This is a genomic window from Streptomyces sp. NPDC046909, assembly GCF_040644695.1.
GTDB lineage: Bacteria > Actinomycetota > Actinomycetes > Streptomycetales > Streptomycetaceae > Streptomyces.
The window spans coordinates 355,578-376,446 of the sequence record NZ_JBEYXC010000008.1 but is presented as its reverse complement, the minus strand read 5'-3'; the positions used below and the strand labels follow the sequence as shown (position 1 = coordinate 376,446).

The 20,869-nt window shown below is 70.4% G+C and carries 18 protein-coding genes and 2 tRNA genes; 12 read left to right on the top strand and 8 right to left on the bottom strand.

The features are described from left to right. Nucleotides 1-107: 107 nt before the first annotated feature. Nucleotides 108-1,259: a Gfo/Idh/MocA family oxidoreductase gene (locus ABZ928_RS27695; RefSeq protein ID WP_361524383.1), complete on the bottom strand. Its 1,152-nt coding sequence runs from the start codon at nt 1,257-1,259 to the stop codon at nt 108-110. Nucleotides 1,260-1,384: 125 nt separating this feature from the next. Between ABZ928_RS27695 and ABZ928_RS27690 the strand changes: the two genes are divergently transcribed. The 5 genes from ABZ928_RS27690 to ABZ928_RS27670 all read left to right on the top strand — a co-directional run bounded on the left by ABZ928_RS27690 (nt 1,385) and on the right by ABZ928_RS27670 (nt 5,938). Beyond that, nucleotides 1,385-2,689 (top strand): ROK family transcriptional regulator, encoded by a 1,305-nt coding sequence (locus ABZ928_RS27690; RefSeq protein WP_361524677.1) that lies wholly within the window; start codon nt 1,385-1,387, stop codon nt 2,687-2,689. Nucleotides 2,690-2,858: 169 nt separating this feature from the next. Beyond that, entirely contained in the window at nt 2,859-3,626 is a 768-nt protein-coding gene (locus tag ABZ928_RS27685; protein WP_361524381.1) for a hypothetical protein, read from the top strand. A gap of 184 nt (nt 3,627-3,810) precedes the next feature. Next, the gene (locus tag ABZ928_RS27680) at nt 3,811-4,590 is read left to right on the top strand and encodes an HAD-IIA family hydrolase (RefSeq protein ID WP_361524378.1); all 780 of its coding nucleotides are present in this window, start codon (nt 3,811-3,813) and stop codon (nt 4,588-4,590) included. A 132-nt stretch (nt 4,591-4,722) separates the two neighbouring features. Beyond that, nucleotides 4,723-5,283, top strand: a complete 561-nt coding sequence (locus ABZ928_RS27675; RefSeq protein WP_361524376.1) for a hypothetical protein — start codon at nt 4,723-4,725, stop codon at nt 5,281-5,283. A gap of 1 nt (nt 5,284) precedes the next feature. Beyond that, a complete protein-coding gene (locus tag ABZ928_RS27670; RefSeq protein ID WP_361524374.1) occupies nt 5,285-5,938 on the top strand; it encodes a class F sortase in 654 nt (217 codons plus the stop codon). A gap of 304 nt (nt 5,939-6,242) precedes the next feature. On the opposite strand, the gene ABZ928_RS27665 is transcribed toward ABZ928_RS27670, so the two are convergent. Further along, nucleotides 6,243-6,989 carry a GAF and ANTAR domain-containing protein gene (locus tag ABZ928_RS27665; protein WP_361524371.1) on the bottom strand — a complete coding sequence of 249 codons (747 nt, stop codon included), beginning with the start codon at nt 6,987-6,989 and terminating at the stop codon, nt 6,243-6,245. Nucleotides 6,990-7,154: 165 nt separating this feature from the next. Here ABZ928_RS27665 and ABZ928_RS27660 point away from each other — a divergent pair, with 165 nt between their 5' ends. Next, nucleotides 7,155-8,174, top strand: coding sequence for a glycoside hydrolase family 6 protein (locus tag ABZ928_RS27660; RefSeq protein ID WP_361524369.1), 1,020 nt, complete (start codon nt 7,155-7,157; stop codon nt 8,172-8,174). Between the two features lie 81 nt (nt 8,175-8,255). Here the strand turns inward: ABZ928_RS27660 and ABZ928_RS27655 are convergent, their stop codons facing one another. From ABZ928_RS27655 to ABZ928_RS27640, 4 genes are all read right to left on the bottom strand, one after another. Next, nucleotides 8,256-10,193: a galactose oxidase-like domain-containing protein gene (locus ABZ928_RS27655; RefSeq protein WP_361524366.1), complete on the bottom strand. Its 1,938-nt coding sequence runs from the start codon at nt 10,191-10,193 to the stop codon at nt 8,256-8,258. Beyond that, the gene (locus tag ABZ928_RS27650) at nt 10,190-12,166 is read right to left on the bottom strand and encodes a glycosyltransferase family 2 protein (protein WP_361524363.1); all 1,977 of its coding nucleotides are present in this window, start codon (nt 12,164-12,166) and stop codon (nt 10,190-10,192) included. The genes ABZ928_RS27655 and ABZ928_RS27650 overlap by 4 nt, the downstream gene beginning before the upstream one ends. Nucleotides 12,167-12,479: 313 nt before the next feature. Then, a complete protein-coding gene (locus ABZ928_RS27645; RefSeq protein ID WP_361524360.1) occupies nt 12,480-13,196 on the bottom strand; it encodes a FadR/GntR family transcriptional regulator in 717 nt (238 codons plus the stop codon). A gap of 68 nt (nt 13,197-13,264) precedes the next feature. Further along, nucleotides 13,265-13,338 (bottom strand) — tRNA-Lys (locus ABZ928_RS27640). Between the two features lie 177 nt (nt 13,339-13,515). On the opposite strand from ABZ928_RS27640, the gene ABZ928_RS27635 reads away from it, so the two are divergent. The 6 genes from ABZ928_RS27635 (at nt 13,516) to ABZ928_RS27610 (ending at nt 19,766) form a co-directional block, all read left to right on the top strand. Further along, nucleotides 13,516-14,895 (top strand): peptidoglycan-binding protein, encoded by a 1,380-nt coding sequence (locus ABZ928_RS27635; RefSeq protein ID WP_361524357.1) that lies wholly within the window; start codon nt 13,516-13,518, stop codon nt 14,893-14,895. Between the two features lie 63 nt (nt 14,896-14,958). Beyond that, nucleotides 14,959-16,110 carry an SPFH domain-containing protein gene (locus ABZ928_RS27630; protein ID WP_361524355.1) on the top strand — a complete coding sequence of 384 codons (1,152 nt, stop codon included), beginning with the start codon at nt 14,959-14,961 and terminating at the stop codon, nt 16,108-16,110. Nucleotides 16,111-16,280: 170 nt separating this feature from the next. Beyond that, nucleotides 16,281-16,886: a lytic polysaccharide monooxygenase gene (locus ABZ928_RS27625; RefSeq protein WP_361524352.1), complete on the top strand. Its 606-nt coding sequence runs from the start codon at nt 16,281-16,283 to the stop codon at nt 16,884-16,886. Nucleotides 16,887-16,949: 63 nt separating this feature from the next. Continuing rightward, nucleotides 16,950-17,381 (top strand): DUF3592 domain-containing protein, encoded by a 432-nt coding sequence (locus tag ABZ928_RS27620; protein ID WP_361524349.1) that lies wholly within the window; start codon nt 16,950-16,952, stop codon nt 17,379-17,381. A gap of 113 nt (nt 17,382-17,494) precedes the next feature. Next, on the top strand, nt 17,495-18,010 hold the full coding sequence (locus ABZ928_RS27615) for a DUF3592 domain-containing protein (RefSeq protein WP_361524347.1): 516 nt from the start codon (nt 17,495-17,497) through the stop codon (nt 18,008-18,010). Nucleotides 18,011-18,068: 58 nt separating this feature from the next. After that, nucleotides 18,069-19,766 carry a long-chain-fatty-acid--CoA ligase gene (locus ABZ928_RS27610; RefSeq protein ID WP_361524344.1) on the top strand — a complete coding sequence of 566 codons (1,698 nt, stop codon included), beginning with the start codon at nt 18,069-18,071 and terminating at the stop codon, nt 19,764-19,766. Here the strand turns inward: ABZ928_RS27610 and ABZ928_RS27605 are convergent. Together ABZ928_RS27605 and ABZ928_RS27600 are read right to left on the bottom strand one after the other, a co-directional pair. Continuing rightward, nucleotides 19,732-19,805, bottom strand: a tRNA-Lys gene (locus ABZ928_RS27605). The two genes, ABZ928_RS27610 and ABZ928_RS27605, sit on opposite strands and share 35 nt — an antisense overlap. Before the next feature lie 119 nt (nt 19,806-19,924). Next, a complete protein-coding gene (locus tag ABZ928_RS27600) occupies nt 19,925-20,683 on the bottom strand; it encodes an IclR family transcriptional regulator C-terminal domain-containing protein (RefSeq protein ID WP_361524341.1) in 759 nt (252 codons plus the stop codon). Between the last annotated feature and the right edge of the window lie 186 nt (nt 20,684-20,869).

The window sequence follows — 20,869 nt, the reverse complement described above, 5'->3', positions numbered from 1 at the left end:
CGATCCGGCAGGCCGATTGCCGTAAGCGTCCGGCGTCACAGCTTCACCACCACTCCTCTTCTTGAGGCCAGGCGATCCGGCAGGCCGATTGCCGTAAGCGTCCGGCGTCACAGCTTCACCACCACTCCGTCGCGGGCCGAACGGCGGGCCGCCTCCAGTACGTCGAGGGCGGCGGCCGCCTCCAGTGCGGTCACCGGGTTGGGACCGCCGTTCAGCAGGGCTTTCGCCACGGCCGCATAGTAAGCGGGGTAGTCGCCCGGGAGGGTCGGTTCGGGGCGGCCGCCGCCCGTGAGGGGGGACTCGCCGGCACCGACCCGGCCCCACATCGACTCGGGTTCCAGGCCCCAGCTCTTGCCCGGAGCTGTCTTCGCGGTCTGCCCCGCATTCGCAGTCTGCTCCGCATTCGCCGTCTCCCCCGTCGGGCGCTCGCCGTCCCGCAGAGCCGCCTCCTGGGGGTCGAGGCCGTACTTCACGTAACCCGCCCGCGAGCCCAACACTCGGAAGCGGGGGCCGAGTTGGGCGGTGGTGGCGGTGGCGTACAGCTGGGTGCGGACGCCGCTGGCGTGGGTGAGGGCGATGAAGGTGTCGTCGTCGACGGAGGCGCCGGCGCGGCGGATGTCCGACTCGGCGTAGACCGAGGTGACGGGGCCGAAGAGGACGAGTGCCTGGTCGACGAGGTGGCTGCCGAGGTCGTACAGCAGACCTCCGATCTCTGCCGGGTCGCCCGATTCCCGCCAGCCGCCCTTGGGCTGCGGCCGCCAGCGCTCGAAGCGGGACTCGAAACGCCATACGTCGCCCAGCTCGCCCTCGGCGAGGAGCTTGCGGAGGGTCAGGAAGTCGTTGTCCCAGCGGCGGTTCTGGAAGACGGAGAGGAGCAGGCCCCGTGCGTCGGCGAACTCGGCCAGCTTGCGTGCCTCCGCCGCCGTACCGGCGACCGGCTTGTCGACGACGACCGGGAGGCCGGCCTCCAGGGCGGCGGTCGCGAGCGGGACGTGCGTCTTGTTGGGGGACGCGATGACGATCAGGTCCAGGTCGGCGGCCCGCTGCTCGAACAGCTCCTCGGGCGTGGCGGCGACACGTACGTCCGGGAACTCGGCGCGGGCCTGCTCCTGGCGCTCGGGGTTCGAGGTGACCACCGTGTCGAGGACCAGGCCCTCGGTGGCGGCGATCAGCGGGGCGTGGAAGACGGAGCCCGCGAGGCCGTAGCCGATGAGGCCCACGCGGAGGGGGGTACCAGCCGTACCAGTCGTACCAGTCATGCCTCCCACTTTCGCAACGCTGTTGCCAAAGTGCAAGCGGCGGGGAGAATGGGGGCGTGGACAGGGCGAAGACGGTGACGGTCACGGGGGCGAGGGCGAGCGACGGGCGCCCGGCGACGGCCGGCGTGAATCAGCCCGGGGTGAATCAGCTCGGCGTGAACCAGCTCGGCGTCAACCAGCTCGGCCTCCGCAGTCACAACGCCGCGCTGGTGCTCGACCTGCTGCGCACCGCCGGCGCCGAGGGCATCAGCCGGCTCGAACTCGCCGACCGTACCGGGCTGACCCCGCAGGCCGTCAGCAAGATCACCGCGCGGCTGCGGGAGGAGGGGCTCGCGGCGGAGGCGGGGCGCCGGGCCTCCACGGGCGGCAAGCCGCGGACCGTGCTGCGGCTGGTGCCGGAGGCGGGGCATGCGGTGGGGGTGCATCTGGACCGGGACGAGCTGCGGGGGGTGCTGGTCGATCTGGACGGGGCCGTGGTGGGGGAGCGGTGCGTGGAGATGGACCTGGGGGCGGGCGCGGGGGCCGTGGTGGAGGGGGTGGCGGGGCTCGTTGAGGGGCTGCTCGCGGAGCTGCGGTCAGGGTCGGGGTCGGGGCCTGTGGGGTCGGGGACCGCGCGGGCGGAGGGGTGGGCGCGTGCCGGGCTTGCCGAGGGGGTGCGCTCGGAGTCGCGGCCGAGTTCGGCGGGCGCGGAGTGGCGGCCGGGGTCAGGGTCCACGGAACCGCCGACGCCGATGCCCTCTCGGATTCCCACTCCCACTCCCACTTCGACTCCGCCTCCGACGGTGCTCGGGCTAGGCGTCGCCCTCCCCGGCCCCCTCGATCATCGCCGTGGCGTGCTGCACCGCGTCACCGGCTTCCCCGAGTGGGACGGCTTTCCGCTCCGGGACGCGCTGGCCCGGCGCCTCGGCATCCCGGTCGTCGTGGACAAGGACACCAACGCGGCGGCGCTGGGCCTGGCGGTCGGGGACGCGGCCGACTCCTTCGCGTATCTGCATCTCGGTACGGGGCTGGGGGCCGGGCTGGTGATCGGCGGGACCGTGCATCGGGGGGCCCGTACCGGCGCGGGGGAGTTCGGGCATCAGGTCATCCAGCTGGACGGGCCGGTGTGCGGGTGCGGGAACCGTGGATGCGTCGAGGCGCTGTGTCTGGCGGCCGTGGGGCGCGGGGACGTCGCGGAGGCGGCCCGGGTGCTGGGCGCAGGGGCCGCGAACCTCGTCGGGCTGCTCGACATCGACGTCGTACTGCTGGGCGGGCGTACGGTCGCGGCGGCGCCGGAGGTGTTCGTACGAGGGGTGCGGGCAGTGCTGGAGGAGCGTGCGCGGGGGGAGGGCGCCGTACCCGTGCGGGTCGCTCCCGGCGGGACGCGCGGGGTTGCCGAGGGGGCCGCCCAGCTGCTGCTCGCGCCGCTGTTCGGGCGGAGTGACGGCTGACGGCTGACGGGCTCCGGTCCCGGGCGGGCTGACGGCTAACCGGCTCCACTCCCGGGCGAAGTGACGGCCGACGGCGCGCCGCAGCGCGTGCTCCGATCGGGGCCAGCTAGGTCCACGTGCGGAATGGCGCCGCCGGGATCCCGTACCCACCCGGCATGGTCATGTGTTCATGCGACTGTTCACGCACGCCCCCGTCCCCCTCGCCGCGGCAGCCGCCCTCTTCCTCTTCCCCTTCCTCCTCCCCGCCGGACCAGCCCACGCGGCCACACCCCCCGGCGCCGCCCCAGCTCTCGCCCCCACCCCAGCTCTCGCTCCCGCCCCCACCCCCTCCTGCGCCGCCCCCGACTCCCGCGCCTTCCCCCTCACCACCCGCATCCACGGCGGCCCCGACACCTACGAGGCCGGCGGCGGATACGGCACCTGGTATCTCGACCTCACCAACACCACGGACCGCACCTGCGGGAACATCCACCCCGTCGTCGTGCTGGTCGACCAGAAGCGGGCCCTGCGACCCGGCCAGCCCCAACTCGACTTCTACGACGGTCCGCGCGCCCACCCCGTCCGTTTCGAGACCACCGACGAGGAGGAACTCGTCGGGGTGTTCCGGCAGGGGCTGACCGTCGGTCCCCGCGAGACGCTCACCGTGAAGGTCCGGCTCGCGCTCACCTCGGACACCGTGCCGAACGAGGTCACCGCCAACGCCGCCGTCGTACAACGCCATGACGACGACGGGGACTGGGTGGGCCAGTCCAACGACTACCGCTTCGCCGTCGGCACCGACCCGGACGCCCCGTCCACCGCCCCCGGCGACCGCTTCCCCTCCGTCGGCGAACTCGCCCGCACCGGCCTCGGCACACCCGGTCGCGCCCTCGCCGCCGCCACCGCCGCCCTCCTCGTCACCGGCGGCGCCCTGCTGCTCGCCCGGAGGCGGCGCTGAGCGCGTGCCTCCAGCGACAGCCGACCCCTGGTGGACCGACAGCCGACCCCTGGTCATGGGTGATCTGGTAGTCGGTGATCGGCGGGGTCAGGATCGGCCAGTCCTGATTACGCTGGGGGCGTCGGTACGCCGTGGTTCCGGCGCCCTCCGCTCGTTCCCGCACCACGCCTGGAGTCCGAAGCACATGTCAGACCGCAAGCCCATCGAATCCTGGCTCACCGACATGGACGGTGTGCTGATCCACGAGGGCGTACCGATCCCCGGCGCCGACGCCTTCCTGAAGAGGCTGCGCGAGTCCGAGAAGCCCTTCCTGGTCCTCACCAACAACTCGATCTACACCCCGCGCGACCTGCACGCCCGGCTGCGCCGCATGGGCCTGGACGTCCCGGTCGAGTCCATCTGGACCTCGGCGCTCGCCACCGCCCAGTTCCTGGACGACCAGCGGCCGGGCGGATCGGCGTACGTCATCGGCGAGGCGGGCCTGACCACCGCGCTGCACGACATCGGGTACATCCTCACCGACCACGAGCCCGACTACGTCGTCCTCGGCGAGACCCGCACCTACTCCTTCGAGGCCATGACCAAGGCGGTCCGGCTGATCAACGACGGCGCCCGTTTCATCTGCACCAACCCCGACGAGACCGGCCCCTCCACCGAGGGCCCCCTCCCGGCCACCGGCGCGGTCGCCGCGCTGATCACCAAGGCGACCGGCAAGCAGCCCTACTTCGCCGGCAAGCCCAATCCGCTGATGATGCGCACGGGCCTGAACGCGATCGGCGCCCACTCCGAGAACAGCGCGATGATCGGCGACCGGATGGACACCGACGTACTGGCCGGCATGGAGGCCGGGATGCAGACCTTCCTCGTGCTGACCGGGCTGACCCGCCCCGAGCAGGTGGAGGACTTCCCGTACCGGCCGTCGAAGATCGTGGACTCGATCGCGGACCTCGTCGACCGGATCTGAAACGCCGCATCCGAAACCCCGGATCCGAAACCCCCACCCCGGCGAACACGACTCGTACGGAGCAGCGACGGCCCCCTGAGGATGCGGGGCCGCCGCCCCGGGGGGAGTCTCCAGATATCTGGAGGTTTCACGATGGGTTCACCGCGCCTCACGCTCCGCACCGGACGGCTCGCCGCCACGGCCGCCGCCACGGCCGCGATCGTCGTCACCGCCGGCCTCGCCCTCCCCACCCCGGCGGCCCACGCGGCCGACGGAGGCGGTGTGTCGGTCACCCCGTCGTCCCCCGCCTCCGGCACCGACATCGCGCTCCGGGTGAGCGGCTGCGCAGGGCGCACCGGTACGGCCGTCTCCGCCGCGTTCGTCGCCGACGTACGGCTCACCGGCGCCGAGGGCACCCTCGTCGGCGAGACCCGGGTCCGCACCGAGCTCAAGGCGGGCTCCTACGACGTCCAGGTCACCTGCGGGGACCTGTCCCGCAAGGGCAGCCTCACCGTCGTACCGGAAGCGTCCCCGTACTCCTCGCCCGTCGCCCCCGTCCACGCGGGCGGCGGCGGCACCGCGCACCTCGCCTCCGTGGACGCCCGCGCGGCCGGGCCCGGTACGGGGCAGGCGGTGACCGGCCTGGTGCTCGCCGGGGTCGCGGCCGGGGTGGTGGTGTTCCGCAGGGCGCGCCGGAGCCGTGGGGCCGGCTGACATGCGTTCCTCCGGCGGCGGCCGGCTCCTCACCGGTGTGGCCTGGGCGGTGCTGCTGCTCGGGCTCTGGCTGTGGGGCCGCGAGGTCACGGACATCCGGCACGGCATATCCGCCCCCACCACCGGCGACGTCGCGGCGGTCGGCCGCCCGCCCGGGATCGAACTGCCGCCCGCCACCCGCCCGTTGACCCCCGCCCTGCCGCAGCGCATCGACATCCCCGGACTCGGCGTACAGGCCCCCGTGGTCGCCCGCGGCCTCGACGGGGACGGGGCGATCGACCCGCCGCCGTACGACCAGGCGGGCGTCGTCGGCTGGTACGCCGCCGGGGTGCGGCCCGGGGCGGCGGGGGCCGCGCTGATGGTGGGGCACGTCGACACCGAGACCAGGCCCGCCGTGTTCTACAAGCTCAGCGCCCTCAAGCCCGGCGAGACGGTCCGGGTGATCCGCGACGACGGCCGGGTCGCCGAGTTCACCGTCGACGACGTCCAGGTCGTCACCCGCGAGCGCTTCGACGCCGGGCGGGCGTACGGGGTTCGGCAGCGGGGGCGGGCCGAGCTTCGGCTGATCACCTGCGGGGGGACCTTCGACCGGGCGAGCCGCAGCTATACGGCGAACGTGATCGTGTCGGCGTATCTGACGGGGACGGGGCTGTAGGGGCGAGCCGGTGGACGGTTGGGCGTTCCCACCTGGCCCGGTCGACGGCCCGCTCCCCCCGAAGCCGTCGACCGGGCTGGTCCTCAACCGCGCGCGCACGGGATGCGGGAGTAACCCGGCGACCGGCGCGGGAGGCTGGAGTAGCCCTGGGATGGATGACAGGCCGGGGGCTGGGGCCTTCTGAGGAAGACTCTAGAACGGATGAACGCCGGGGCCTAGAGGGTGATTGACGCCAAGTCGAAAGATGGTGGCTGTGCGTCATCCGCCCAGGTGGTACGGCATTCCATGAAGGTCCGGCGGCCGTTCAGTCGTCGTTCTGGCGCAACTGCGTACTGTCCAGGACCCGTTCGACGACCGCGCTCGCCACCCGGTCCAGCGGCAGCTGCTGACGGCGCGCGAACTGCCGCAGCGCCACGAACGCCTGGTCGGCGGTGGTGTTCCAGCGTTCGGCGAGCATGCCCTTGGCCTGCTCGATACGGACCCTGCTGGACAGCGCTTCCTGCAACTGGCCGGACAGCGTGCGGTACTGGGAGTACGCGCGGTGGTTCTGGAGACCGACGGCCGCCGCGTCGGCGAGGGCCTGCGCGACCAGCAGTTCGGACTCGCTCAGCGGCGGCAGGGTCGGCACGAACACATTGAGCGCGCCGTACAGCGTCCCGCGGCGGCGCAGCGGCACCGCGAACGTCGAGGCGACGTCGTGCCGCAGCGCCCGCTCGGTGAAGTCCGGCCAGCGGGAGTCGGCGTGCGCCACCCGGATCGACACGGGCGGTACGGGCCTGCCGCTGCCGTAGCTGTCCAGGCAGGGGCCCCCGCCGTGCTGGGCCTCCAGCAGGTCGAGCGCCACGTCCGCCCCGTGGCTGCTCGCGGTGAGCGACACCGCCCGGCCGCGGTGGTCGATCAGCATGATCCCGGCGGCCCGCGCGGCCAGCAGGTCGACGCAGTTGTCGGAGACGCGCCGCAGATAGTCATCGGTGTCGAAGCCGTCGGCCAGCGTGTCCGCCGCCTCCACCAGCGCCGCGGCCAGTCGGACCTCCCGGGTGGTGTCGTGCATGACCGTGCACTCCCCTTCCCCTCGCGCCCGCTCCCGTACAGTCGCGCACCTACCCCGACCGCCGGGGCTGTAACAGGTCCCCGACAAGGCCCGGGCGATCTCGTGGGCCCCACGACACGTATGTCAGGATTGAGACTTCGACTGCTGCACCCGAGGGGGAGTGGGATGTACGGCACGAGGGGGGCCGGAATGAGGACGTCCGCGATAGTGCTGGGGGCGGCACTGCTGATCGCCGGATGCTCCTCCTCCGGGGACAAGGACGAGCCGGAGGATTCCGCCGGCGCCAAGATCTCTCAACAGCCCAAGGGCACCGACCCGTTCTGGGTCAACCCGGACGGCACCGCGGCCCAGCAGGTCGCCGAGTACGAGAAGTCCGGCAAGGACGACGACGCCGAACAGATCCGCAAGATCGCCGAGCAGCCCACCGGGCAGTGGATCGGCACGGAGAACCCCGAGCAGGAGGCCCGCGGCTTCACCGAGGCCGCCGACAAGGCGGGCCGCACCGCCCTGCTGGTCCTCTACAACATCCCGCACCGCGACTGCGGCCAGTACTCCCAGGGCGGCGCCGCCGACGGCAACGCCTACCGGGCCTGGATCGACGGCGTGGCCGCGGGTATCGGCGACCGTGCGGCGACGGTCGTCCTGGAGCCGGACGCGGTACTCCACCTCGTCGACGGCTGCACCCAGGACGAGTTCCACGAGGAACGCTACGACCTTCTGAACGGCGCCATCGAGAAGCTCAAGTCCCTGAAGAACACCAAGGTCTACCTGGACGCGGGCAACGCGGGCTGGGGCCACCCGGACCAGATCTTCGAGCCCCTCCAGTGGGCGGGCATCGCCAAGGCCGACGGCTTCTCCGTCAACGTCTCCAACTTCTACTCGACCCAGGACTCCATCGCCTACGGCAAGCAGCTCTCGGCGAAGGTCGGCAACAAACCCTTCGTCATCGACACCAGCCGCAACGGCAACGGCCCCTACACGGGCGGCAAGGCCGACGAACGCTGGTGCAACCCGCCGGGCCGCGCCCTGGGCGAGACCCCGACGACGAAGACGGCGGACCCGCTGGTGGACGCGTATGTGTGGGTCAAGCGGCCCGGGGAGTCGGACGGCGAGTGCAAGGGCGGCCCGAAGGCGGGGCAGTGGTGGGCGGAGTACGCGCTCAACCTCGCCAAGGCCAGTAAATGACCTGAGCCAGTAAATGACCTGAGCCAGTAAGTGACTTGAGGGCGCCCTCCATGACGGAGGACGCCCTCAACTACAGGTCGTCTACGGGACCTTCACCCACTGCGCCTTACTGGGCGTCCCCTGGTCGTCGTCCACGAACAGCATGTACCACCCCGACTGCACCAGGTTCTTGTTCTTCGGCACCGTCACAGTGATCTTGTCCCCGGACACCTTGTACTCCAGCTCGATCGACCGCTGATCCACGTCCGTGACGTGCGTCGCCGCACTGGGCCGGATCAGCCGCACCTTCTTGATCGTCGACGCGTGCTGGGAGGTGAACGTCCCGGAATCGCCGCGCTCGATGGTCTGCGGACCACCGGACAGCGAAGGCCGCGAATCCCGGTACAGATACGGCGGCGTGTAGATCTCGATCCGCTGCTCGAACTTCCCCGGCTTGGTGTTGGCCTTGTCGCTGTAGAGCGAGTCCGAGCCGAAGAACATCACCCGGCCGTCGGGCAGCAGGATGGACCCGGAGTGGTAGTTCCGGCCCACCAGCGGATCCGCGACCTGCTCGAACGTGTTCGTGTCCGGCTGGTAGAGCCGCGCCTGGAGGATGTTGGAGTCACCGCGCCCGCGATAGTCCTCCGAACCCCCCGACACCAGCACGGAGTCGTCCGGCAGGATCGAGATGTTCGGGTAGCGCGTGCCCTTCTCCAGCGTCGGCCCGTCGACGAACTTCGGGTCGTCCGCCTTGAGATCGATGATCCGCGTCTTGTTGCTGGACTGCGCGGACTCGCCGACCCCGCCGCCGCCGACCACCATGTACTTCTCGTCCTGCGCCGGCGCGAGCAGCACCGTGCCGGAGGTCTCCAGGAGCTTCGGGTCGCTCATCCCGGACAGCTTGGTGAACTTGTTGGTGTCGACGTCCCAGACGCCCGGGTCACGCCCGACGTTGTCCGGCCCGTAGCCCGCGTTGGAGCCCGAGTAGAACACCTTGCCGTTCTGCATGAGGAACAGCGCGGGGTACGTCGGGAACTGCCGGGTCTTCGGCAGATACGTCCACGTCTTGGTCTTCGGGTCGAAGACCTCGTTCTTGCCCGGCACGAGCTGGCCGATGTCGTCGAGGCCGGAGACGCTGAGGATCTTGCCGTCGCTCAGGGTGGTGAGCGTCGGGTACCAGCGGGCCTCGTTCATCGGGTCGACCTTGATGTACTTCTCGGCGACCGGGTCGAACTCGTAGGCGTCCCGGATGCCTTGGAAGTCCTTCTTGTCGAGGGCGAGCTTCTGCGCGATGCCGTACGTGTTGCGCGCGTCGGTGCCGGACAGCCCCTGGATGCGGTAGTTGTCCTGGGTTCCGGTCTCGTACTTGCGGCCGGACTTCTGCGCCTCGACGTAGATGCGGCCCAACCCCGGGTCGTTGCGCAGGAACTTGCCGGTCTTCTCGTCGAAGACCTTGGTGGCGCGCTCCACGACGACCGGGTCCTTCGACACGAACGTCTGGCCGTTCTCCTTGCCGGTGAACTTCGTGCCGGCGGGCAGGGTGATCGGCTTGTCCGGGTTCTCGTTGTGGACGATCATCAGGCCGCCGGCCTTGGTGACGTCACCCTTCAGCTTCTCGTACCGCTTGGTGCCGCCCGCGATCAGCAGATTGCCGTTGGCCAGCTGGGTGTGGCCCGTGCAGAACAGGTCGCTGGGCGTGGGCACCTTCTTGATGGTGCCCTTGACCGGGTCCCAGATACGGGTGTCGAACTTCTTCGCGTCGAAGTTGTCCTGGTTGTTCCCCGACCCCGCGACGAGCAGCACCTTGCCGGTGCGCAGCAGCGCCGCGTGGATGGTGTTCTGCCGGAACTCCTCGGGGAATTCGACGATTTCCCACTTGCCGTTCTCGGCTTTGTATTCCGGTCTGTTGATCTGGTACTGGTGGTATTTCTCGGTGCCGAAGCGGTAGAGCCACGGCCCGTTCATCCCGGCCAGTGCGAGTACCACCACCGTGCCTATCGCCAGTCGACGGGCACGGCGGCGTCCAGCCTGGTCGTTCATTCCTTACGTCCCCCAAGTCCACCCAGCGCGATTTGCATGGTCTGGTCGTTGCCCTCGCCGCCGGACTGCGAGGCCGCCCAACTCGGCTTCTGGGCCGGGGCGTGCGGGGCGGTCGGCAGCGGCTGCGGCTGGTACTGCCCCTGCGCCGGGACCATCGGGTCCTGCTGCGCCTCGCCCGCGGGCTTCTTCTTGTCCTGGCGCAGCATGTGCCGCCACACGAAGATCGGCAAGGCGGTGATCAGCATGGCGAACGTGGCCCAGATGATCATCGCGGGGTGTGAGTGGCCGTACACGAAACCGGCGGTGATGGAGGTGCCGAAGATGGCGATGAAGTACCAGTGGTAGCGGAAGGTCGCGAACCAGCGGTCGGGGCTGGCCGAGTCGCCCTTGGGGGTGACCACGAACTTGCTCTTGCGGCGCAGCGCGGAGTCGATGAGCGCCTTGGCGTACAGCGGCGCGGAGAGCGCGGACATCACCATGCCGGCGACACCGCCGGAGCCCTCCGGCTCGTGCGGGGAGACGTTGTGGCGGCGGTTCCAGACGTACAGGCCGATCTGGAGGGCGGAGGCGTTGCCGTAGAGCATCAGCCACACGGTCGGGTCGATGTTCACACCCGAGGCGCCCAGGCCCAGGAACAGCGCGCAACTCAGCGCCGCGAGGATCCAGTTGAGGGCGGACATCGGGTAGAAGATGATCATCATCGTGTAGTTGAAGAGCTTGCCCGGAGGCAGGGAGTACCAGCCCTTCCAGTACTGCTTGAGGATCGTCTCGTACGTCCCTCGCGACCAGCGCATCTGCTGGGTGAAGAAGTCGGTCCAGGCGCTGGGCCCCTCACCGACGGCGAGCACGTCCGGCGTGTACACGGACCGCCACTTCTTCCCGGTCGCCGGGTTCTTGTGGCGGTGGATCTCGAAACCGGTGGCCATGTCCTCGGTGATCGAGTCGTACAGGCCGCCGATCTGCTTGAGCGCGCTGATCCGTACGGCGTTCGACGTGCCGACGAACATCGGGGAGCCGTAGTAGTTGCCGGCGCGCTGGATCAGGGCGTGGAAGAGGAACTGCTGCGACTCGGCGGCCTTGGTGACGAAGTTGTCGTAGTTGCCGTAGACCTGCGGGCCGATGACGAAGCCGACGTTCGGGTCGCGGAAGAAACCGAGCATCCGCTCCAGGTAGTTGGGCAGCGGCACGTGGTCGGTGTCGACGGAGGCGAAGTAGTCGTAGGCGTCGCCGTGCGCGTCCAGCCAGGCGTTGTAGTTGCCGTGCTTGGTCTTGGCGCGGTGCGGGCCCTTGGCCTGGTTCCACTTCGCGATGCCCTTGCGGGAGAAGTGGTGCACACCGAGCCGGGCGCAGACCTCCTTGACCTCGGGGTCGTCGCCCTCGTCGAGGAGCCATACATGCAGAAGGCCCCGGTGGCGCAGCTTGACGGCCGCCTCCAGGGTCTTCGTGACCATCTCCAGCGGCTCCTTGCCGGGCACGAAGGAGGTCAGGAACGCGACTCTCGTGCCGGTCTCGGGCACCACCGGGATGGGGTCGCGGGCGACCAGGGTGGCGTGCGCGTTCGACAGCACGTTCATGCAGCGGAAGAACTCGATCAGACCGATCGAGACGAGCATCACGATGTCGAGGGCGGGCAGCCACTCGAAGTCCACGTAGTCGCGCTCGGTCCAGTGCTCGGGCTGGAGCAGCCAGAACAGCAGGACCAGGGAGAGCACCGGGGCCGCGGCGAGCATCAGCGCGACGCGTATACGGTGCGTCTCCTGCGAGATCAGCGACCGGTACTCCACCTTGTACGGCTTCGTCGGGTCGGGTTGGGTGAGGGGGCCGGCCAGCCGGCTGTAGTGCTCGTAGTCGTACTTCGGCAGCGTCTTCTTGATCCGGCGGAACGTGCCGGTCCGGGTTTGTGAGGCCACCCTGAGCTGGGTGGTCTGAGACGGGTCGAAGTTCTGCCGGGCGCCCGTCGGCGTCGACGTCATGAGTCATCCCCCCACACGCGAGTCATCGCGTGCTTTGTCGGTTCCTTACGTCTGCTCTGGTCCCCCTCGACCTTCACAGGCGTATCAGTGGTGGGCCGCAGTAACCACATCCTCCACGTCATAGACATGGAACTGCGACCTTCCGGTTGCATGATGCCCCCCTCGGCATCACCCCAAGAACGGGGCCCCTCTCCCCGTCCGCACCGGCAACCGGCTCCGTGCCCCCCAACTGCCGCGTATCGGCGGCATCTTGAAAACCAGGTTTCTACGGTGTCCAGCATGATCGCAAGATGCGAAACGCGGTGTTTACCGGTCATACGCGTTCATTGTGGCCCCTGTGGGGGCCTTGTGGGGAGGTTGTGGACAGTCGGGCACGGATGTTGCCGAAGTGCTCCCTTATGGCCTCCTCTGCCCGTATCGCGTCGCCGGACCTTACCGCATCCAAGATCTCCCGGTGCTGCCGGCAGGTGATCCGCGGATCCTGCGGCACGCCCCCGAGATCCGTACGAACGCGGTGGAAGGCGTCCCAGAACGCCTCCAGCACCTCGCTCAGCAACGCGTTGTCCAGCCCCCGGTACAGGGTGGCGTGAAACGCGCGGTCGGTGTCCGCCAGGCCGTCACCTCCGTGCGCGGCCTGCTGTCCCATACGGCCCACGAGCCCGTCCAGTTCAACCAGATCACCCTCCGGCAGCCGCCCCGCGAGCCGCGACACGAGCCCGGTCTCGACGGCCTCCCTCAGCTCCAGCAGCTGAAGCAGCGAGTCCTCGCCGCGGTAGTGCCCGGCGACGGTACGGAAGGCGAGCCCCTCGATCATCGGCGCGAGCGACATCGGACCGACATACGTCCCGAACCCGTGCCGGATCTCCACGATCCCCATCGCCTGAAGCGCCTTGAGCGCCTCCCGCACCGAGTTCCGACTGGCCCCCAGGTACTCCATCAGCTCCGGCTCGGTCGGCAACGGCGCCCCCGACGCCAGCCGCCGCTCAAGAATGAGCCGCTTGATCCGCTCCTGGAGGTCACGCGCTGCCATGGCGAGAGGGTATCCGGCCAAACACGAGGAAAGCCCCCCGTTTGCACGAGGGGCTTCCTGCTTGTCTGTGCGCCGCCAGGGACTCGAACCCCGGACCCGCTGATTAAGAGTCAGCTGCTCTAACCAACTGAGCTAGCGGCGCGTGCTGACCCGGAGAACTCTACCCGACCTCCAGGGGTGCTCCGGACCACCTCACCAGGGGCGGAGGGGGGTGCCGTACATCATTCGGACCGTCAACATGCGCGTCGGGAAGACAGTTGAGAAACTGACGAACGTGCACAGTCGCGGACATTTCCATCTGGAGTGTGAGGGGAATCGCATGGAGGCTCCAGGATTCAACGCATCGGGATTCAACGCCTCGGGATTCAAGGAACCGGTATTCGAGGAATTCGATCCCGCGAGCGACTGCGACTGCCCCGGATGCGTTCACTGGCGCCGCGTCCTGCCGCATTCCCGCACCGGCCGCCACCCCGCCGCCCACCGGGCCGTCATCCTCGCCGCGGCCGCCTCCACCGCCCTCGTCGGCCACACCGCCCCCGCCCTCGCCGCCCCCCACACCCCCGACCACCCCGACCTCGGCATCCGCCCCGCCGTTCCCGCGGGTGACGAGCCCGACACCCCCCAGGGCGGCAAGACCCCGCTGCACGGCCCCGGCGGCAAGCCCGCCACCGTCAAGGCACCGGCCACCACCCGCGCGGAGATCATCAAGCGCGCCAAGAAATGGGTCGTCGCACAGGTGCCGTACAGCATGACGGAGTACTGGTCCGACGGTTACCGCCAGGACTGCTCGGGCTTTGTCTCGATGGCCTGGAACCTGCCCGGAAACGAATGGACGGGCAGCCTCGACCAGTACGGGGTGAAGATTCCCAAGGACGATCTCCAGCCCGGCGACATTCTCCTGTTCCACAATCCCGCGGACCCCGAGAAGGGCTCGCACGTGGTGATTTTCGGCGGCTGGACGGACTACACGCACACCTACTACCTCGCCTACGAGGAGACCCGGCCGCGCGCCCGCAAGCAGGCCACCCCGTACGCGTACTGGAGCAACTCGGCCCGCTACACCGCCTACCGCTACAAGGGGCTCATGGCGGGCACGGCCGGCGCCGGTGCCGACGCCGGCGGCGACAAGCCGAGCGCGCCGCTCGCCACCCCGTTCCCCGGCCTCGCGTACTTCGGTCCCGGCGCCAACAACAAGTACGTCACCCAGCTGGGCCGCATGCTCGTCGAACGCGGCGCCGCACGCTTCTACACCTCCGGCCCGGGACCCCGCTGGACCGACACCGACCGCCGCGCCACCCAGGCCTTCCAGCAGGCCCAGGGCTGGACGGGCCGGGACGCCGACGGGCTGCCGGGGCCGCAGACCTGGGCGCTGCTGGTGACGGGCGGCGGCAAGGACATCCGGACCGGGGCCGCCGGACCGCCCGCACCCGCCGCATCGGGGGCGCCCTCCTCGCACGGGGTGCCCGGCTATCCGGGACGGGCGATGTTCCGGCCCGGCGTCAGCAACAAGTACGTCACCCTGCTCGGCAAGCAGCTGGTGAAGAAGGGATTCGGCACGTACTACACGACCGGTCCCGGTCCCCGCTGGGGCGCGGCGGACCGACGTGCCGTCGAGGCCTTCCAGCGCGCCCAGGGCTGGCGGGGCGGCGCGGCGGACGGCTATCCGGGGCCGGAGACCTGGCGGCGCCTGTTCAAGTAACCCGCTTTCCCGTAACACCCACCCACTGTCATGAAGTTTCTGGCGCGGAGGCTGGAGGCACGCATGAGCACGACCACTTCCCACACCCCTTCCCCGACACCGGAGCCCGAGGGCCCGGCAGAAGGTCCGACCGAGACCACGGCGGTGACCCGTCCCGCCCGCCTCATCCAGAACGAGGCGACCACCGAGATCCCCGTCCACCTGCTCTTCCGCGACGACCCCGAGACGGGGTCCGTGCCGCTGAGCCCCGCCGTCGTCGGGCGCCGCCAGGGCACCGGCGAACAGCCCCGTTTCCGCCGCCCGGCACCGGCCAAGCCGCGTCCCGCGCCGCAGGTCGACCCGGCGCTGGTGGAACGGCCCGCGCGGGTGCTGCCCGGCTCGGCGGGGGTGCTCGCCGGGGCCTGCGGGACGGCGGGGTGCGTGGCGACCTCGTGGTGGGCGGGCGTGCTGTCGCCGCTCGCAGTGGAGGCGCTGCGGCTGCCGGAGTACGCGGGCGCGGGGCTCGGTCCCGCGCAGTGGGCGGCGTACGCCGGGGCCGGGGCGATGAGTCTGTTCGGCTTCGGCGGGCTGGCGCGCGGGCGGACGGGGCGGGCCTGGGTGCTGGGTCTGTTCGGCCGCTACCGGGGGACGGTCCGCCGCACCGGCCTGATGTGGGTCAACCCGCTCCTGCTGCGCCGCCGGGTCGATGTCCGGCTGCGGCACTGGAGGAGCGAGCCGATGCCGGCCGCCGACGGCAACGGGGTCGCGCTGCGGGTCGTCGTACTCGTGGTGTGGCGGGTGCGGGACACCGCGCGGGCCACGCTCGGGGTCGAGGACCACGAGACGTATCTGCGGGAGTGCGTGGAGGCGGCGCTGGTGCGGATGCCGGTGGAGCTGCCGGGCTCGGCGAAGGCGTCGGTGGACGCGGCGGCCGACGCGCTCACGCGGCTGGTGGCGGCGGACGCGGGGCCGGTCGGGCTCGAGGTGTTCTCGGTGCAGCCCGTGCGGGTGGAGTACGCCCCCGAGGTCGCCGCCGCGATGCACCGCCGCCGGATCGCCGCGCTGGACGCCCAGCACCGGGCGAGTGTGCTGACGTCGGTCGTGGACTCGGTGGAGGACACGGTGACCCGGCTGACCATGCGCGGGCTGGTGGAGCTGGACGACTACGAACGCAAGGCGTTGGTGAAGGACTTGACGGTGGCGTTCTGTGCGGGGCGTGGGGAGTCGGGGCAGTGAGAGGGGTCGGCGAGCGGGGTCGGTGAGCGGGGAGTCGGGTCAGTGATTGGTCTGGACATGCTCAAGCAGTCGCAATAATCTGGGACTTGGTCTAGACCTTCACGGCTCGCTGAGCCGGCTCACTGAACCGCCTCACTGAACTTCCCCCACGTTCTCCAGGGAGCGGCAGCATGCGCAAAAAGACCAAGTGGTACGCCGCCGTGCTGGGCCTCAGCACCGCCGGAGCCCTCGTGCTCTCCTCCGGCGGCGCCAGCGGACACGGCTACACCGACCTCCCCGTCAGTCGGCAGAAGCTCTGCCAGAACGGCACCGTGACCAACTGCGGCGACATCCAGTGGGAGCCGCAGAGCGTCGAGGGCCCGAAGGGCTTCCCCGCCTCCGGACCGGCCGACGGCACGATATGCAGCGGCGGACTGAGCCGGTTCAGCCAGCTCAGCTCGCCGGTCACGCCCTCGGGCGGCGCCTGGCCCACCACCAAGGTGACGGGCGGTCAGAGCTACACGTTCCGCTGGCAGTTCACCGCACGCCACGCCACCACGGACTTCAAGTACTACGTCACCAAGGCGGGCTGGAACCAGAACCACAACCTGGCCCGCTCCGACCTCAACCTCACCCCGTTCCTCACGGTCCCGTACAACAACGCCCAGCCCCCGGCCACCCTCTCCCACAGCGGCACCCTGCCGTCGGGACTCAGCGGCCACCACGTGATCCTCGCGGTCTGGACGATCGCGGACACCGGCAACGCGTTCTACGCCTGCTCGGACGTCACCTTCTGACCGCGCCCTCTGATCGAACCTTCTGATCGGTCCCTCGGTCAGGTCCGGTAGGGTCCGCGTTCCGTGAACTCCTACTTCGACATCCTCATACCCATCGTGCTCGCCGTTCTGGTCTGGGGCGGTTACGCGCTCGTCCGCCGGACCCAGGAGCGGCGAGCCGCCTGGGAGAGCGGGCTGACCGCCCCGGGCCACGTGGTGCGCGCCTGGGTCACGACCCAGATGGTCAACAACCAGGCACGGCGCGTGCAGTGGCACGAGTACGACTACACCACCGGCGACGGCCTCGCGGTCCGCTTCAAGGAGAGCGGCGGCCCCCGCGACCGCGAGGCCGGCGAGGAGGTCCTCGTCTACTACACCTCCGCCGACCCCGAGAAGGCGACCGCGTCCGAGCCCCAGCCCGGCAAGGACATGGCGGGCACGGTCGTCGGGCTGTTCTTCATCGGCCTGGCCGTCATCGTGATCCTCTACGGCTGGGCGACCGTGCCGGAACTCTGAGCATTGCTTGAGGCAGTGCGGTGCCCCGGGCGGGTACGTTCCCTCCACGATCAGTACTTGACCCAGTACTTGAAGCGGTACCTGACCTGGTACCCGACCTCGGGGGAAGCGCCATGGATTTCGTCTTCTACGCCGTACCCAGCCTCATCCTGGCCGTCGTCCTCTACATGGCCTACCGCGTGCTGCGCCGCTCGCTGCGGATCCGCAGCGCCTGGAACAGCGGGCTGACGGCTGAGGGCCGCTGTCTGCGGGTGTTCACGACGATGCACGGCGGCGGCAACGACACCTCCGTGAGCACCACCCTTCACCACGTCTACGAGTTCACCGCCCGCGGCGGCCGCACGGTCCGTTTCGAGGAGGAGGACGGCCCGGGGACGATCCTGGAGGGCGACTTCGTCACCATCTATTACGCCGAGGGCGCCTCCGTCGTCGCCACGGCGAAGTCGCCGAGCCCGGGCAGGCTGGCGGCGTCCACCGGCTTCGTCCTGGTGTTCCTCGGGGTGGCCGTGGTGTTCTGCGTCGGCTTCATGGTCACGTACCACCAGATGTCCGACGGGTTCGGCTTCGGGGACGACGTCGACGACACCACCAACACGATCGTCGTCGACGGCGTGACGATGACCCCGTGACCGCCGCACCCCTCACGCCCCTCCACATCTGACGGTCCATCAACTACCGTGCGCGGCCATGGAGTCCAACGGGCGTACGGTGGCCGAGCTCGTCGTCTCCCGGTGGGGCGACCACCGGCCGGGGCTGTGGTGCGGGGAGCGGACGCTCACGCACCACGAGGTGGCGGCGGGCGCCGCGGCGCGGGCCGCACTGCTGACCGACCTGCTGCCGCCGGGCGCGCACATCGGCGTACTGCTCGACAACACCCCTGAATATCCCCTGTGGTTGAGCGCGGCGGCCCTGGCGGGCGGCGCCGTCGCGGGCATCAACCCGACCCGGCGTGGCGCCGAACTGGCCCGGGACATCCTGCACACCGAGTGCGGAGTCGTGATCACCGAGCGGACTCACCTGCCGCTGTTGCAGGGCCTCGAACTCCCCGGCGTGCGGCTCCTGGTGACCGGCACGGAGGAGTACGACACTCTGCTGGCGCCCTACGCGGGAGCCCGCCCGGACGCCTCGCGGGCCACCCCGCGCGACCCGCTCCTCCTCTACTTCACCTCGGGTTCCACGGGCGCCCCCAAGGCCGCGATCTGCTCCCAGGGACGGCTGGCGGCGGCGGGGCGTTCGCTGGCCGGCCAGTTCGGGGTCCGCCCCGACGACGTCCACTACATCTGCATGCCGATGTTCCACGGCAACGCGGTGATCGCCGACTGGGCGCCCGCGCTCGCGGCAGGGGCGGGGGTCGCGCTGCGGCGGCGGTTCTCGGCCTCGGGGTTCCTGCCGGACGTACGGCGGTACGGGGCGACGTACTTCACGTATGTGGGGCGGGCCGTGCAGTACCTCCTCGCGACGCCGGAGCGCGACGACGACCGGGACAACCCGCTCCGCATGGGCTTCGGTACGGAGGCCGGGGCCGTGGACGCCGCCGCCTTCGAGCGACGGTTCGGGGTGCGGCTGGTGGAGGGGTACGGGTCGTCGGAGGGCGGGGCGGCCGTGCAGTGGTCGCCGGGGACGCCGGCCGGGGCGGTGGGGCGGGCGGGGCCCGGGCTCGTCGTCCTCGACCCGGAGACGCGTGCGGAGTGCCCGGCGGCGGTGTTCGACGAGGCCGGGCGGCTCCTGAACGGGGACGAGGCGATAGGGGAGCTGGTCAACCAGGGGCCGAACCCCTTCGAGGGGTACTGGCGCAACCCCGAGGCGGAGGGGGAGCGGCGGCGGGACGGCTGGTACTGGACCGGCGACCTCTTCTGCCGCGACCGCGACGGCTACCTCTACTTCGCGGGCCGCACGGACGACCGCCTCCGCGTCGACAGCGAGAACCTCGCTGCCGCGATGATCGAGAACATCCTCGCGCGCTACGACGGGGCGGACGCCGTCGCCGTGTACGCGGTGCCGGACCCGGTGACCGGCGACCAGGTCATGGCGGCCCTCGCCGGAACCTTCGACCCGGCCGCCTTCACGGACTTCCTGACGGCCCAGCCCGACCTCGGCACGAAGATGGCGCCCCGTTTCGTCCGGGTCGTGGAGCGGATGCCGGTCACGGCGACGAACAAGATCCATCGGGCGCAGTTGCGGCGGGAGGGTTTCCGGTGCGCCGACCCGGTGTGGTGGCGGCCGGCGGGGGAGCGGGGTTACCGGCGGCTGACGGAGGAGGACGCGGCCGCCTACGAAAAAGCCCGGGACCGGAGACCCCCAGCCGAAAAACTCGAAGGGCCCCTCGCTCCCACGAGAGGCCCTTCCGAGGTGCGCCGCCAGGGACTCGAACCCCGGACCCGCTGATTAAGAGTCAGCTGCTCTAACCAACTGAGCTAGCGGCGCATAACCCTCGCCAGCTGCGTGTTCTTGCTTCGCGGCTGGCGACGAAGAAAATACTACCCGGTCCTGAGGGGTGCTTCCGACCATGCCGGGATGGCCCCCAGGTGGCCCTGGGACGGTCCTCAGATGGCGAGGCCGAGGAGGACCGGCGCGGCATTCCGGTTGAGGGCGTCGGCCGCCTGGCGGAGGCGGTGGGCGTGCTCGACGGGGAGGGAGAGGGCCAGGCAGCCCACCGAGGAACCGGCGGTGATGGGGACGGCCGCGCAGACCGTGCCCACCGCGTACTCCTGGAGGTCGAGGTGGGGGACGGTGGGCGGCTGGGACTCCAGGCGGGACAGCAGGAGCTTGTCGCTGGTGATGGTCCGGGAGGTGAGGCGCGCCATCTTGTGCCGGGAGAGATGCTCGCGCCGGCCGTTGTGGTCGAGCTGACCCAGGAGGCTCTTGCCGATCGCGGTGGCGTGGGCGGAGTAGCGGAAGTCGACCCACTCGTTGACCACCGGCATGGTGGGCCCGTCCGCGTACTGCGCGATCTTGATCTCGCCGTCGACGTACCGGCTGAGATACACCGCCGCGCCCACCGAGTCGCGCAGCCGGTCGAGGGTGCGCTGGAGCGTCTCGCGCAGCGCCTGCTCACGGTCGTGGGCGGAGCCGAGGCGGGCCAGCGCGTCCCCCGTGACGTACGCGCCCTCGGCGACCTGCTCGATGTATCCCTCGCGGCGCAGCATCCGCAGGAGCGTGGTCAGGCGCTCCGGGTCGATGCCGGTCTGCCGGGCGAGCTGGGCGTCGGTGACTCCGGTGGTGTGCCGCGCCACGGTCTCCAGGACGCGCAGGGCGTCCTGGGCCGAGTGGTACGGCGCGGTCGGCTCGTGCTTCAGCGCCACGGTGTTCCCCCTGCGCTCGCTAAGTCGCTCTACAACTGGGCCGTAATCCGGACAGCGAATCCTCTCTACGATAACGGGCAAGAGGCTTGAAGTGAGGGCCTGTTGACGAGATTCCGTCCCTCTCAGCTGGGGCGCTGACCTGCTGGCATATGCCAGAGTCAGGCCCCAACCGTCAGACCTCGCACA

Bases quoted from the DNA above. Each gene is read 5' to 3' on its own strand.
- ABZ928_RS27695 (WP_361524383.1), bottom strand. From the start codon at position 1,259: ATGACTGGTACGACTGGTACGGCTGGTACCCCCCTCCGCGTGGGCCTC.
- ABZ928_RS27685 (WP_361524381.1), top strand. From the start codon at position 2,859: ATGCGACTGTTCACGCACGCCCCCGTCCCCCTCGCCGCGGCAGCCGCC.
- ABZ928_RS27680 (WP_361524378.1), top strand. From the start codon at position 3,811: ATGTCAGACCGCAAGCCCATCGAATCCTGGCTCACCGACATGGACGGT.
- ABZ928_RS27675 (WP_361524376.1), top strand. From the start codon at position 4,723: ATGGGTTCACCGCGCCTCACGCTCCGCACCGGACGGCTCGCCGCCACG.
- ABZ928_RS27670 (WP_361524374.1), top strand. From the start codon at position 5,285: ATGCGTTCCTCCGGCGGCGGCCGGCTCCTCACCGGTGTGGCCTGGGCG.
- ABZ928_RS27665 (WP_361524371.1), bottom strand. From the start codon at position 6,989: ATGCACGACACCACCCGGGAGGTCCGACTGGCCGCGGCGCTGGTGGAG.
- ABZ928_RS27660 (WP_361524369.1), top strand. From the start codon at position 7,155: ATGTACGGCACGAGGGGGGCCGGAATGAGGACGTCCGCGATAGTGCTG.
- ABZ928_RS27655 (WP_361524366.1), bottom strand. From the start codon at position 10,193: ATGAACGACCAGGCTGGACGCCGCCGTGCCCGTCGACTGGCGATAGGC.
- ABZ928_RS27650 (WP_361524363.1), bottom strand. From the start codon at position 12,166: ATGACGTCGACGCCGACGGGCGCCCGGCAGAACTTCGACCCGTCTCAG.
- ABZ928_RS27645 (WP_361524360.1), bottom strand. From the start codon at position 13,196: ATGGCAGCGCGTGACCTCCAGGAGCGGATCAAGCGGCTCATTCTTGAG.
- ABZ928_RS27635 (WP_361524357.1), top strand. From the start codon at position 13,516: ATGGAGGCTCCAGGATTCAACGCATCGGGATTCAACGCCTCGGGATTC.
- ABZ928_RS27630 (WP_361524355.1), top strand. From the start codon at position 14,959: ATGAGCACGACCACTTCCCACACCCCTTCCCCGACACCGGAGCCCGAG.
- ABZ928_RS27625 (WP_361524352.1), top strand. From the start codon at position 16,281: ATGCGCAAAAAGACCAAGTGGTACGCCGCCGTGCTGGGCCTCAGCACC.
- ABZ928_RS27615 (WP_361524347.1), top strand. From the start codon at position 17,495: ATGGATTTCGTCTTCTACGCCGTACCCAGCCTCATCCTGGCCGTCGTC.
- ABZ928_RS27610 (WP_361524344.1), top strand. From the start codon at position 18,069: ATGGAGTCCAACGGGCGTACGGTGGCCGAGCTCGTCGTCTCCCGGTGG.